This window comes from Mesorhizobium sp. A623 (genome assembly GCF_054489405.1).
Map to the genome: position 1 here is coordinate 1 of NZ_JBTMXB010000067.1, position 11,526 is coordinate 11,526.

13 protein-coding genes are annotated in these 11,526 nt (G+C 59.8%); 9 read left to right on the top strand and 4 right to left on the bottom strand.

Going from position 1 to position 11,526, the window contains the following annotated elements; translation table 11 throughout:
• On the top strand, window positions 1-185 hold a 185-nt coding region (locus ACX3P1_RS27095; protein ID WP_459082754.1), incomplete at its 5' end, for a copper chaperone.
• Window positions 186-581: 396 nt separating this feature from the next.
• Here the strand turns inward: ACX3P1_RS27095 and ACX3P1_RS27100 are convergent.
• Window positions 582-794 carry a hypothetical protein gene (locus tag ACX3P1_RS27100; RefSeq protein ID WP_459082756.1) on the bottom strand — a complete coding sequence of 71 codons (213 nt, stop codon included), beginning with the start codon at window positions 792-794 and terminating at the stop codon, window positions 582-584.
• A gap of 637 nt (window positions 795-1,431) precedes the next feature.
• On the opposite strand from ACX3P1_RS27100, the gene ACX3P1_RS27105 reads away from it, so the two are divergent.
• On the top strand, window positions 1,432-1,668 hold the full coding sequence (locus ACX3P1_RS27105) for a hypothetical protein (protein ID WP_459082758.1): 237 nt from the start codon (window positions 1,432-1,434) through the stop codon (window positions 1,666-1,668).
• Between the two features lie 19 nt (window positions 1,669-1,687).
• A complete protein-coding gene (locus ACX3P1_RS27110; RefSeq protein WP_459082760.1) occupies window positions 1,688-2,422 on the top strand; it encodes a carbonic anhydrase in 735 nt (244 codons plus the stop codon).
• Here the strand turns inward: ACX3P1_RS27110 and ACX3P1_RS27115 are convergent.
• Entirely contained in the window at window positions 2,416-2,700 is a 285-nt protein-coding gene (locus ACX3P1_RS27115) for a hypothetical protein (RefSeq protein ID WP_459082762.1), read from the bottom strand. The two genes, ACX3P1_RS27110 and ACX3P1_RS27115, sit on opposite strands and share 7 nt — an antisense overlap.
• Before the next feature lie 257 nt (window positions 2,701-2,957).
• On the opposite strand from ACX3P1_RS27115, the gene ACX3P1_RS27120 reads away from it, so the two are divergent.
• From ACX3P1_RS27120 to ACX3P1_RS27145, 6 genes are all read left to right on the top strand, one after another.
• Window positions 2,958-4,553: a serine hydrolase gene (locus ACX3P1_RS27120; RefSeq protein ID WP_459082764.1), complete on the top strand. Its 1,596-nt coding sequence runs from the start codon at window positions 2,958-2,960 to the stop codon at window positions 4,551-4,553.
• Complete coding sequence (locus tag ACX3P1_RS27125) at window positions 4,531-5,310, top strand: hypothetical protein (RefSeq protein WP_459082766.1); 780 nt, start codon at window positions 4,531-4,533, stop codon at window positions 5,308-5,310. Before ACX3P1_RS27120 ends, ACX3P1_RS27125 begins: the two co-directional genes overlap by 23 nt.
• Window positions 5,311-6,332: 1,022 nt before the next feature.
• The gene (locus ACX3P1_RS27130; protein WP_459082768.1) at window positions 6,333-6,647 is read left to right on the top strand and encodes a co-chaperone GroES; all 315 of its coding nucleotides are present in this window, start codon (window positions 6,333-6,335) and stop codon (window positions 6,645-6,647) included.
• 46 nt (window positions 6,648-6,693) lie between these two features.
• Window positions 6,694-8,328: a chaperonin GroEL gene (gene groL, locus ACX3P1_RS27135; RefSeq protein WP_459082770.1), complete on the top strand. Its 1,635-nt coding sequence runs from the start codon at window positions 6,694-6,696 to the stop codon at window positions 8,326-8,328.
• Window positions 8,329-8,664: 336 nt separating this feature from the next.
• Window positions 8,665-9,501, top strand: a complete 837-nt coding sequence (locus tag ACX3P1_RS27140; protein WP_459082772.1) for a helix-turn-helix domain-containing protein — start codon at window positions 8,665-8,667, stop codon at window positions 9,499-9,501.
• Window positions 9,502-9,583: 82 nt separating this feature from the next.
• Complete coding sequence (locus ACX3P1_RS27145; RefSeq protein WP_459082774.1) at window positions 9,584-10,006, top strand: VOC family protein; 423 nt, start codon at window positions 9,584-9,586, stop codon at window positions 10,004-10,006.
• Window positions 10,007-10,233: 227 nt separating this feature from the next.
• Here ACX3P1_RS27145 and ACX3P1_RS27150 read toward each other — a convergent pair whose 3' ends face one another.
• Together ACX3P1_RS27150 and ACX3P1_RS27155 are read right to left on the bottom strand one after the other, a co-directional pair.
• On the bottom strand, window positions 10,234-10,467 hold the full coding sequence (locus tag ACX3P1_RS27150) for a hypothetical protein (RefSeq protein ID WP_459082776.1): 234 nt from the start codon (window positions 10,465-10,467) through the stop codon (window positions 10,234-10,236).
• A gap of 7 nt (window positions 10,468-10,474) precedes the next feature.
• Window positions 10,475-11,526 (bottom strand): hypothetical protein (locus ACX3P1_RS27155; RefSeq protein ID WP_459082778.1); only part of this gene is annotated, 1,052 nt, incomplete at its 5' end.

Here is an 11,526-nt window from a genome sequence, read left to right on the forward strand (position 1 = left end):
GATGCTGCTGGGCGCTGATGGCGGTGATGTTCGTCGTCGGCACCATGAATTTGATCTGGATGGCGTTGCTGGCGGCCTTGGTGCTCTCTGAAAAGATCATACCGGCGCGCTGGCGCTTCGACTGGGTGGTAGGGGCCGGCCTGATCTTATGGGGCGGGGCGCTCGCCACGGCGAGTTACATATAGGTCGCAGGGAATCGGAGAGGCGGAATGCCCTACAGCGTGGCAGGCTCATATTATGAAGCGTGCAACTGCGAGGTATCCACCACATCGAGCCATCCCTGCATGCGGCCGCGGCGTTGGGTTCGCAATCCGGCAGGTTTCGATCTCATGTCGAACGTAGACATCCGTTTCGTGCTTGCCCGGAAGCGGACATTCATATTAACGCAGTACCGCCGGCTATGCGCCCTCTAACTAGTCTTCGCACAGTTCCCGGCCCGTCTCGAAAGCCGACGTTCATAATCAACGCAGCGAGATTAGTCATGTGCTACATGCTCGTCCGAGTTATTTGCCCCTGCTCCCTGCCATCCTTTAGCTTGCTTCCGGCGGAGCGGTGCGCAAACTGCAAGTGAGAGCTTCACCTCAAACTAAACCCAACACCGCAGCCGCCTGTGCAGGAGTTAGCAGGTCGGATGGTTGATAGGTCGCCGTCTGCTGACGGGGGGAGCGTGGTTTCTCTGGATTCTCCAGGAAATTGAGCGACAAGTCATAATCCCTGACCAGATGCTCAGTCAGAGAAAGGTAGGTCTGTTCGAGTGAAAGCTTACTTGTCCGGGGGGCGGCGTTCTTCGCCATAACCATATTCCTATCGCCTGCGGTTTCCTTGTCGCTTGCGATGGTGAATGGTCGGATCAATAAGCAGGAAGCCAACGTGATGATCGACCACATCCCCAACGCAAGCGGATTGCGTTGTTGAAGATGATCGAAGCACCAACTCCATCCTGATGACGCACCAGCAATGCATCACAAAGGGATGAAGCGCCGCACGACCTGCTCTTGAAGAGCATTTTACAGGCCGCATTCGCGCAGACCGGATCGCGAAGTCTGTATCGGGGGACAATAAAAATTGTAGCCCGACTCGTTGTACCTCTAGCAGAAACGCCGCTGAACTATGCGCCCTGATACCGAAGATATCGGGTGAAATGGGCGCGGTTGTCAACTAGCCGCAGCATAATTTCTTGCTCAAGAGGGTGGGCTGGCCAGCAAACATAAATATGCCAATTACACTGCTGACAGGAAGTCGAACTGGTGATTGAATTAGGCTCGAAGGCAATCACGTCACTGGCAGGCAGGCTGTATAAATCATGCCCTCTCCAGCAACTGGGAAAGGGCTCCCTCTCCGCCATTCACCCCCTTAAATAGCTGATAACGCTCAACTCCTTGGGCTGTAAGTATTCTTCAACAGTCGCAGTGGTACACAACGGCGGTACACATGGTTCTTTTAATGGCGCGGCCCTTCAAGCATCCGAAAACGGGAATTTATTGGTTTCGCAAGCGCGTCCCCAACACGCTGTGCGAACATGTGGGGACGCCTCATGCTTCGGGCATGCGGTGGGCGGGATCCGATTTCCAGTTGTTCAGTGGCGACAATTTCACGGCGGCGCGTGACGTGTTGTCGGGATGCCGTTATGCTCGTGGTGCTTTTTTCCTGGCTTTTGCCAATAAATAATAAATGAGGGGCGAAGTTGATGAGACGATTATTTGCTGGGGTGGCGGCTCTTTTGCTGTCTGGGGGAATGGCCACTGCGGCCGGAACGCACTGGGGATATGCGGGTGAAGCGGGGCCGACACACTGGGGGGCTTTGAACGCGGACTATGGTTTGTGCGAGCTGGGCCGGAATCAGTCGCCCGTTAATATAACCGGTGCGATCGGGGCGTCGCTGGAGCCATTGCAATTGCGCTATACCGAGAGCGGTGGGGCAATTGTAAATAACGGCCATACGATCCAGGTCGATTTTGAGCCGGGCAGCACGCTGGTTGTTGAGGGCGATAGTTTCGTATTGAAGCAGGTGCACTTCCATGCACCTAGCGAGAATGAGGTTGAGGGTAAAGCGTATCCGCTTGAAGCTCATTTGGTGCATGCGGATTCGAACGGTAATCTTGCCGTGGTTGGGGTTCTGTTCGAGCGCGGCGAGCCAAATGCGGCGTTAAGCGAACTTTGGGCGCAAATGCCAGTTGGGCAAAATGCTCAGACGGTGTTGAGGCCGGGCTTCAAGGCTGCCGGGCTATTACCGGGGGCATTGCAATATTATCGTTTTAACGGATCGCTCACGACGCCGCCCTGTTCTGAAGGCGTGCGCTGGTTTGTACTGAAGACGCCCCTTTCGGCATCGCAGGAGCAAATTGCTGTTTTTACCAAGGTGATGGGCAGCCATACCAATCGGCCGGTACAGCCGCTAAACGCCCGTATTATTGTTCAGTAGACGCCGTAGGTCAGCGGACCGCGTACGGTCTGCGCCCGGGCGGCGAAGATCCAGACGCCCCACATGCTGCCGTGCCAGAGGAAAATGGCGCTGGCGACCACGGCGAGGCCGGTAATCAGGTAGTAGAAGGAGCCGCCGAGGAGGAGGAGCTGCCCGCCGCCGACAGCGAGGAGGATGCCGACCAGGGCGAGGAGAACCGCGAGAAGCCGCGGCGCCAGCAGCCGCGCCAGCGTGACGCCTGATCCGTGATCTTTCGCGTAGGCTGTGTTGCTCGGCACCGAGTGAAGCGGGAGGTGGAGGGAGGGTTGGAGAGGACAGTCCCATGGACATCTCCGATCTAGCTCATCCTTACTGCCACGCCTCCGGCTCCCAGGTTCGTCGCACTTTATCAAACTTGTTTAGACGAATCCGGGACAACGGATGTACTGTTCTCCTGCTCATATGTGCGCGACGATGATATCGCGCCGGTCGAGCACGTCGTTGGCGACCGGGCAAATGCCCTCGTCCTGATTGTCCACTGTGGATGAGGCCCATCATGCGCCATCTTTTCAGTCCCACTACATTTCTGTCGCGGATGGCCGCGTTCGGCCTGGCCCTGCAGCTGACCCCCGCATTGGCCTTCGCGGTCTCCGTCGATCCGGCGACTCCTCCCTCCAGCGCGACGGTGATTCCTATTCCGCCCGGGCAGATAGAAGCGGCCGTCGCGAAGCTCGATGAGCTGGCTGCTGAGATCATGGAGCGGTCCGGCATTCCGGGCATGGCCGTCGCCGTGGTGAAGGACGGGGAAACCGTCTACGCTGAGGGTTTCGGCGTGCGCAAGGCAGGCGAGGGGGCGGCGGTCGACGCCGACACGGTGTTCCAGCTGGCCTCGGTGTCCAAGTCGATCGGGGCCACGGTGGTGGCGCGCCAGGTGAGCGCGGGCGTGATCGCGTGGAACACACCGGTATCCGTGCACCTGCCCTGGCTGGCTCTCTCGGACGAGTGGGTGACAGAGCACGTCACCGTCGGAGATCTCTATGCGCACCGCTCGGGGCTGCAGGATCACGTAGGCGACCAGCTCGAGGACCTCGGCTACGACCGCCGCGAAATCCTGGAGCGCCTTCAGTTTGCGCCACTGGGTCCGTTCCGCGACCAATACGCCTACACCAATTTTGGCATGACGCTGGGCGCGGAAGCCGTCGCTGCCGCCGCGCAGATCGACTGGGAGACGCTGTCGGAAGAGGCGTTGTACGAGCCCCTGGGCATGGGATCCACCAGTTCCCGGTTCGACGATTTCCTCGCGCGCGAGAACCGGGCATCGGGGCACGCCCTGGTCAATGGCACCTATACCGCGGCCTATCAACGGCAGCCCGATGCGCAATCGCCCGCCGGAGGCGTCAGTTCGTCAGTCAACGATCTGGCGAAGTGGATGGCCATGATTCTGCAGGACGGCGACCTCGACGGCGAAGTCTTCATTGCCGAGGAAGCGCTGCTCCCGGCGCTGTCGCCGCAGATCGTGTCCGCGCCACCGCGCTCTCCATCCGAAAGGGCCAGCTTTTATGGGCACGGTTTCAACGTCGCCGTGGCGCCGTCCGGCCGCACCACCCTGTCGCATTCCGGCGCCTTTCTGCTCGGCGCCGGCACCAGTTTCACGATGATTCCGTCCGCCGATGTCGGGATCGTGGTCCTGACCAATGCCGCGCCGGTCGGCGCCGCCGAAGCGGTGGCGGCCGCATTTGCCGATCTTGTCCAGTTCGGCGAGGTGACGCGGGACTGGTATGCAGCCTATTCGGGCCTGATGTCGGGCCTCTATACGCCGTTCGGATCGCTGGTTGGCCAAAACCCGCCCGCCAACGCGGCACCGGCCGCCGAACCGGGCGCCTATGTTGGGGTCTTCGCCAACAATTTCTACGGCGAAGCAACGATCGAGGAGACGGACGCCGGGCTGGCGATGCGGCTCGGACCGGGCGGCATGTCGTTCCCGCTAAAGCACTGGGACGCCGACGTGTTCACCTTCGAGTTGTTCAGCGAGAACGCCAGTCAGGGGTCGGTGTCGACCATTGCATTCAAGCCCAGTGCCGAGGGCTATGGCGAACTTCAGATCGAGTACTTCAGCGAGGACATCGACAATGGCGTCTTCGCGCGCCGGTAGCGTGGCCGCGCTCCGGTCGCACCGCCCCCACGAGCACTGGGATCACGTCTCTGGTTTCCTGACGGCCGCCGAACTGTTTGGGGATTTCTCGATCGGCGAAGTGTGGATGGCATGGACCGAAAACCCGACCGATCCCGACGCCGTCGCGCTCGACAGATTCAAGACTCAAGCCTTGTCAGCGCTGCAGGGCGTAAGCCGCAGGCTCGACGCCACGCACGGGTTGAGCACCTACATGTCTCCAATATTCGTTATGGGCTGCAAGCAGTCCTTGGCTTTCAGTTCGGAGCCAAGGGCGAGAACGTACGCGCGGCGCGCGATGCTGCCGCCAAGCTTTCGGCCAAACAACCACCAGCCTATTTCGGGCCCGACACACTGCCGTTTTCGATCCCCGGACTGCCGAACCTACGCATCTACGTGTTCGGTCCACCACGCGACAAGGCTGCTTTGCGCGAAGAGGAGAGAGCCAAAGCGCGGCCTTGACCTAATGGAGAGTGCCGATCTTTCAGCGTTCATCCCCACCAACCAGAAAGACGCACTGAAGGTTCGTTGGGGTGAAATACCTTATCATGCCATCCTGACGGCACTTGCGGGCAAGACGCAAGGTCGTGTCGTCCGCGCCGATGACGAGTGGATCGGAAGAAAGGACGGGAAACCCGGGTTCGTTTGGCCTTCCGGATCAATTCTGGCCGTGCGCAACGCTGCTCGCGATCCCACCCGCGGTGAGGGAGGCCTTTGGGTGGAACTCGATCTCGCTTGAGGCACAGGCCCAATGCCGATTTGGCGCAACTCCAGGCTTCATCAAAGGAACTTATGCGGATGCGCGCCTTGATCCCGCCGCGAACCGGCTGAGCCCCTGCCATTCCTGCATAGGGCCGGCGATGTTGCGGTTAGATCAACACGGGTGGGTTGATCTATGCCGATAACAGACGCTGAGCGTGAACGCGCTGCCCGCGCGTTATGTCGGAAGGCCGGCTATTCCGAAGATACTGTCTTCGATGGCCAGCCAGCATGGGCCTGGTATCTCGACCAAGTTGACACCGTGCTTGAAACGACGTTGTCGCCGGAGGAATTGGCTAGCTTGCGAGAGGCCGGGAAAGACGAATAGAGCTCCAAAAAGAAAGGGAGCGACCATCCGACAATCGATGAGCATCCGGATGATGCCACTAACGAAACGCCTATTTTTTGTAGCACGTGCGGTGGCTATTTAGGTGAGTGGGGAGTGCTGCAGGATGATCTCGCGACACAAATCAAGGCTGGCGATACGTTCGATCTGAATCACCGGAACATCGTCAAGCGATAGCTCGTGCTCCGATCCGTTAGAGCGGTCGCTTGAGGTTCCGAGCCTCACGAATGATCGATGCCCGATCCGGGCCGATAAGCTCGATGATCGCCCTGATCTGATCTTCAGTCGTACCTGTCTCCAAGGCAAGTGCCTTCACCCGCTCGGGCGACAGTCCCGGAGGCTGTGGGTCAAATATTTCCGCCATAAGTGTGCCAATCCAGGTCGCCGATTCGAGGATAATAAAATATTTCGATGCAAAAAGCCCGCCAAGACGCGGTCATATCTTGTTACGATCGGCGCGTAGAATATTGTAATTCATATCTTAATTCGAGGAATTACGCCTTCAATACGTATAATTCTCTGAAGGGAACGAATTATCATTTTTGATAGTTTCGAAATTCCCCGGAATCGACCTTGGCACTCCTATCATTCGAGTGCCAAAGAGCGTATACGGTTGGGGTGGTCGCCCTATGCACCGGCCACAGAAAGAACCTCCAATGAAATTCCGGCCCCTCCACGACCGCGTCGTCATTCGACGCGCGGAAGGCGATGTCAAATCCAAAGGCGGGATCATCATTCCCGACAACGCCAAGGAAAAGCCTCAGGAAGGCGAAGTGATCGCGGTCGGCCCCGGCTCGCGGGACGAAGGCGGCAAACTGATCCCGCTCGACGTGAAAGCCGGGGATCTCATCCTGTTTGGCAAATGGTCCGGCACCGAGGTCAAGATCGATGGCGAAGACCTTCTGATCATGAAGGAGGCGGACATCTTGGGCATCGTGGAAAAGGCCGGGGCGGCCAAGAAAGCCGCCTGATCGGCCAATTCCGCGACAGAAATTCAAACAGAACTGGATAACGACCATGTCTGCCAAGGAAATCAAGTTCTCCAATGATGCCCGCGACCGCATGCTGCGCGGTGTCGAAATCCTCAACAATGCCGTGAAGGCGACACTCGGCCCCAAGGGCCGTAACGTCGTCATCGACAGGGCCTATGGCGCGCCGCGCATTACCAAGGACGGAGTTACCGTCGCCAAGGAAATCGAGCTTTCCGACAAGTTCGAAAACATGGGTGCGCAGATGGTGCGCGAGGTGGCGTCGAAGACCAACGACCTCGCCGGCGACGGCACCACCACAGCGACCGTGCTTGCCGCTTCCATCCTGCGCGAAGGCGTGAAGCTCGTCTCGGCCGGCATGAACCCGATGGACCTCAAGCGCGGCATTGACCTCAGCGTCGCCGCCGTCGTCAAGGAAATCCAGGCGCGGTCGACAAAGGTCAAGTCTTCCGAGGAGATTGCCCAGGTCGGCACCATCGCCGCCAATGGCGACGCGACGGTCGGCGAGATGATCGCCAAGGCGATGAAAAAGGTCGGCAATGAGGGCGTCATTACCGTCGAAGAAGCCAAGACCGCCGATACCGAACTGGATGTCGTCGAAGGCATGCAGTTCGACCGCGGCTATCTCTCGCCATACTTCGTCACCAATCCCGAGAAGATGCGCGTTGAGTTGGAGGACCCCTACCTGCTGATCCACGAAAAGAAGCTCGGCAATCTCCAGGCGCTGCTGCCGATCCTCGAGGCGATCGTTCAGAGCGGCAAGCCGCTGCTGATCATCTCCGAGGATGTCGAAGGCGAGGCTTTGGCGACACTGGTCGTCAACAAGATCCGTGGCGGACTGAAGGTCGCGGCGGTCAAGGCCCCTGGGTTCGGCGACCGTCGCAAGGCGATGCTGGAAGACATAGCCGTTCTGACGGCAGGCCAGATGATCTCGGAAGATCTCGGCATCAAGTTGGAGAACGTCACCATTGACATGCTCGGACGGGCAAAGCGCGTGCTGATCGAGAAGGATACGACCACGATCATCGACGGCGCGGGCGAGAAAACCGTCATCGCGGCCCGCATCCAGACCATCAAGGCGCAGATCGAGGAAACGACCTCGGACTACGATAAGGAGAAATTGCAGGAGCGGCTAGCGAAACTCGCGGGCGGCGTTGCCGTCATCCGGGTTGGCGGCGCGACGGAAACCGAGGTCAAGGAAAAGAAGGACCGCATCGACGACGCGCTGAACGCCACGCGGGCAGCGGTTGAGGAAGGCATCGTGCCGGGCGGTGGCGTGGCGCTGCTGCGTGCCCGATCGGCGCTTGCCGGGATGACCGGCTCGACTGCCGACATCACGGCCGGAATCTCGATCGTGTTGAAGGCCCTCGAAGCGCCGATCCGGCAAATTGTGGAAAATGCCGGCGTCGAAGGTTCGATCGTTGTGGGAAAGCTCATGGAGAGCAAGGACCGCGCTCAGGGCTTCGATGCGCAGACGGAAACCTATGTCGACATGATCAAGGCCGGCATTGTCGATCCGGCAAAGGTCGTGCGAGCGGCCTTGCAGGCTGCCGGCTCTATCGCCGCACTCCTGATCACCGCAGAAGCGATGATCGCCGACATTCCGGCGAAAGATTCCGGCATATCGACTGCCAACGGCGGCATGGGTGGAATGGGGTACTGAGTAGCGTCCGAATCAACCCGGCCCAACCAATGGCGGGGTACTGGACGAGAGCCACTGAAGCGTTTGCCTTGTGCCCCGCCATCGGTCAAAGCAAGGAGCCTTACAAATGATTACGTTCGTTCAGTAAACGAATACTCTGCCTGAGACACCCGCCTCGCGCATCCCGTTCTCATCGAGCAGATACCACGATACGGAGCCTTCCTGGGTGCTACTTGGTCCAATGCCTCATCGTCGCCGAGCATGCCGAGGTCCGCCAACTTGGCAAACTGAACACTGCAGCCTGTGCAGATAGAGATGCTTGGCCTACTATTGCCGCAAGAAACCCGGACGTGGCCCATGGCTTCAGAACAGTGGGGGAGCATCAAGATCGAGGCTAGGAAGTGCAGCCCGCCCTTCCTGCGCCGCCATTTCTGTCATCCCGAATTAACTGGCCTGGTGGACCGGATTACCGGCTATCGCGAGAGCGGCCGCGCGCTTCATCATTCCGTCGAGATGGCCGCACTGGTGGTGCCGCTCGTCATCAGTTGGGGCGAGCCCTTCGAAATTGCGTTTGGACGCGCGCCGACGCGCGAGGATACCTATGCGAGCTTCACCTCTGGTCTCTATCCCGGCCATGTGCTGATCAATTCAACCGGCGGCGCAGAATGCGTGCAAATCGACTTCACACCGCTTGGCGCCTACCGCTTCTTCGGGTTGCCGATGCACGAGATCTCCGGGTGGATGGTCCCGCTCGATGACCTTGCCGACCGGGAAATCGCAGTGTTGCGCGAGAAGCTCGGCGATGAGCCCGATTGGGACAGGCGGCTTCACCTGACTGAAGCGTTCGTGCGCGAAAGGCTCCAGCGCGCCGCGCCTGTCAGCCCGGCCATCACCTGGGCCTACGAGCATATCCTCTGGGGCCAAGGCCCGGTGCGCGTCGGCGACATCGCCAAAAGGCTGGACTGGAGCCGCAAGCACCTTGCGGAACGCTTTCGCAAAGAGATCGGAATCGGCCCGAAAGCGGTCGCGCGCATGGTGCGGTTCAACCGGGCGCTTGCGCTCGCGCGGGCAACAAGTGGCCGCTGGGCCGAGATCGCGGCCCAATGCGGTTATGCCGACCAAGCCCATCTGGTGCGCGAGTTCCACGAATTCGCCGGAGAAAGCCCGGCCGCCTGGCAAAAGCGCGCGGCCTGATCGCCGCAGGTAACATTCCTTCAATACGCTGCGAGCCGATGGTGCCAACATGGCGTATCGGTTCGAACAGAGGAGGACAATCATGGCCGAAACGACGGAAGCTCCACGCATCTATCCAACCTTCCGCTACCACAACGCGGCGAAGATGGTCGACTGGCTGCAGCAGGCTTTTGGCTTCACGCTACGCGTCAGATATGGCGAGGGAGACGAGGTGCATCATGCCGAACTCGCGCTCGGCTCGTCTATTATCATGCTTGGCCAAGTGCGCGACGACCAATATGGCAGCATGGTGGGCGGTCCAGGTGAGAATGCTGGCAAGTCCGTCTATATTGCGGTGGATAATACGGACGCGCTCTATATTCGCGCGATGGCGGCTGGCGCGACAATACTTGAGGAACCGGTCGACCGTGATTATGGCAGCCGTGACTTCATCTGCCGCGACCCCGAGGGCAACGTCTGGTCCTTCGGCACCTACTGGCCGAAAGTTAACGAAAATCAGCCTTAGGATCGCGAAAGCCGATGCAGACGCCGGATAAACAAGGCCAATCGGTATCCAACCAGCGCGGAAGGCTCGTCGGCTTTCGTTGCGGCGGCATCCCGGTTGTTTTCCATGCGGCCCACCTACAATCCAGGCCGCAAGACCGGACTGTCCGGCGATCAGTTCAAAGCCCTCTTCGCCCGCCCGGGTTTCGATGATTTTCTGAGACGCGATGAAATGGGAGGAAAACGAGATCAGTACGCGCGAATGACGCCCACCACGTCGACGACCACCTCGAGCCCGTCGAAGATTTTCGGCAAGCTGATCGCCTGCGGTCTGCGGGAAACGGAGACATTGAGTGCGAGATCATCCTCGCGAGGATTCAGGCAGATGCCGACACCCAGAAGCCCTTCCCGATTACCGAACTGTTGTTCGAAGGCTTTCTGGATCTCGCGTGCCTGCTCCATCGAGTGCTTCGTGGCGGCCATGCGGTCCCTATATCAGCGTCACGCCGAGTTGTTCCGTAACCAATGATATAGGATTTGCCCCCGTAAATCCAAGGTTCCCGGCACCGCCGGACGCCGAACCGGCAAACAGCAGCCCGACCGGACGCCCCTCTTCATCAACGATGAGCGATCCGCTGTCCCCGGGTCTGCCGAAAGGCTGCGGCGCCATGTCGGTTTCGATGACGATCTGCCCGTCGAACCGGGCGACGCCCGGGCCGACATCGACGAGATAGTTGTTAACGTTCACCGCGCGCACCCGGCCGCGCGTATGACGCGTCGTCCGGCCAGTCTTGAACACCGTCATGCCCGGGGCCGCATCGACCAACGCGCCCGGCTGCAAGGTCATGGCGGGAGCGGGACCGTCGGAACTGTCGTAGAGTGTCGCACGTTCTTCGGCGCGGCCGTGGTCAGTAAGCGCGGCGGCAGCGGCGTCGATCCGGTTCGGAAAGCCGCCGAACTGGATCGGCACGAAACGGATCAACTCGGCGATGACATCCTTGTCCGGCTTGCCGCCGTCGCGCGCGCCGGGCTGCATGATCATCGTGCCGATGGCGATGTTGTTGACGTCGGCCAGAACATGATTGTTCGAGAGGATGGCATTCCGGCCGCTCAGATTGTCACGGCAGAAGCAGCCGAGCGTGCCCGCATAAGCAACGGTGGTCGGCGAAATGCTCACGCCGAGCCTGACGGGATCGTTACGCGTCGTGGTCCAGAGCGGCTTCTGGCGGCCAATATAAAGTACCTCGGCCTCGCCTCTGGCGATGCCGACGATCTCCTCCACCACCGCACTTTGGACCTTGTTGCGGTTCTGCACGAGCACGGCGAGCCTAGCATCGCCGTTGACGCCTTCGGTGACGCCGAGCGCAATGTCGTTGGCACGGCGACGGGATGGTTTCCTCGGCCGCCCTGATTTAGTCTCGAGAAGCACCGGATCCAGGAAAAGGTTCGCCCCGGCCTGGTCCATGCCGGCAACCGCCGGCAGTTCGATGAAGTTGAAAATCTGGGCAAAAATTAGTGCTTGCAGTTCCAGCGCGGATTCGA

What these genes read in the sequence shown, in the direction of transcription:
- ACX3P1_RS27140 (WP_459082772.1), top strand. Translation starts at nt 8,665, where the DNA reads ATGGCTTCAGAACAGTGGGGGAGCATCAAGATCGAGGCTAGGAAGTGC.
- groL (WP_459082770.1), top strand. Translation starts at nt 6,694, where the DNA reads ATGTCTGCCAAGGAAATCAAGTTCTCCAATGATGCCCGCGACCGCATG.
- ACX3P1_RS27100 (WP_459082756.1), bottom strand. Translation starts at nt 794, where the DNA reads ATGGCGAAGAACGCCGCCCCCCGGACAAGTAAGCTTTCACTCGAACAG.
- ACX3P1_RS27125 (WP_459082766.1), top strand. Translation starts at nt 4,531, where the DNA reads ATGGCGTCTTCGCGCGCCGGTAGCGTGGCCGCGCTCCGGTCGCACCGC.
- ACX3P1_RS27110 (WP_459082760.1), top strand. Translation starts at nt 1,688, where the DNA reads ATGAGACGATTATTTGCTGGGGTGGCGGCTCTTTTGCTGTCTGGGGGA.
- ACX3P1_RS27105 (WP_459082758.1), top strand. Translation starts at nt 1,432, where the DNA reads ATGGTTCTTTTAATGGCGCGGCCCTTCAAGCATCCGAAAACGGGAATT.
- ACX3P1_RS27130 (WP_459082768.1), top strand. Translation starts at nt 6,333, where the DNA reads ATGAAATTCCGGCCCCTCCACGACCGCGTCGTCATTCGACGCGCGGAA.
- ACX3P1_RS27150 (WP_459082776.1), bottom strand. Translation starts at nt 10,467, where the DNA reads ATGGCCGCCACGAAGCACTCGATGGAGCAGGCACGCGAGATCCAGAAA.
- ACX3P1_RS27145 (WP_459082774.1), top strand. Translation starts at nt 9,584, where the DNA reads ATGGCCGAAACGACGGAAGCTCCACGCATCTATCCAACCTTCCGCTAC.
- ACX3P1_RS27120 (WP_459082764.1), top strand. Translation starts at nt 2,958, where the DNA reads ATGCGCCATCTTTTCAGTCCCACTACATTTCTGTCGCGGATGGCCGCG.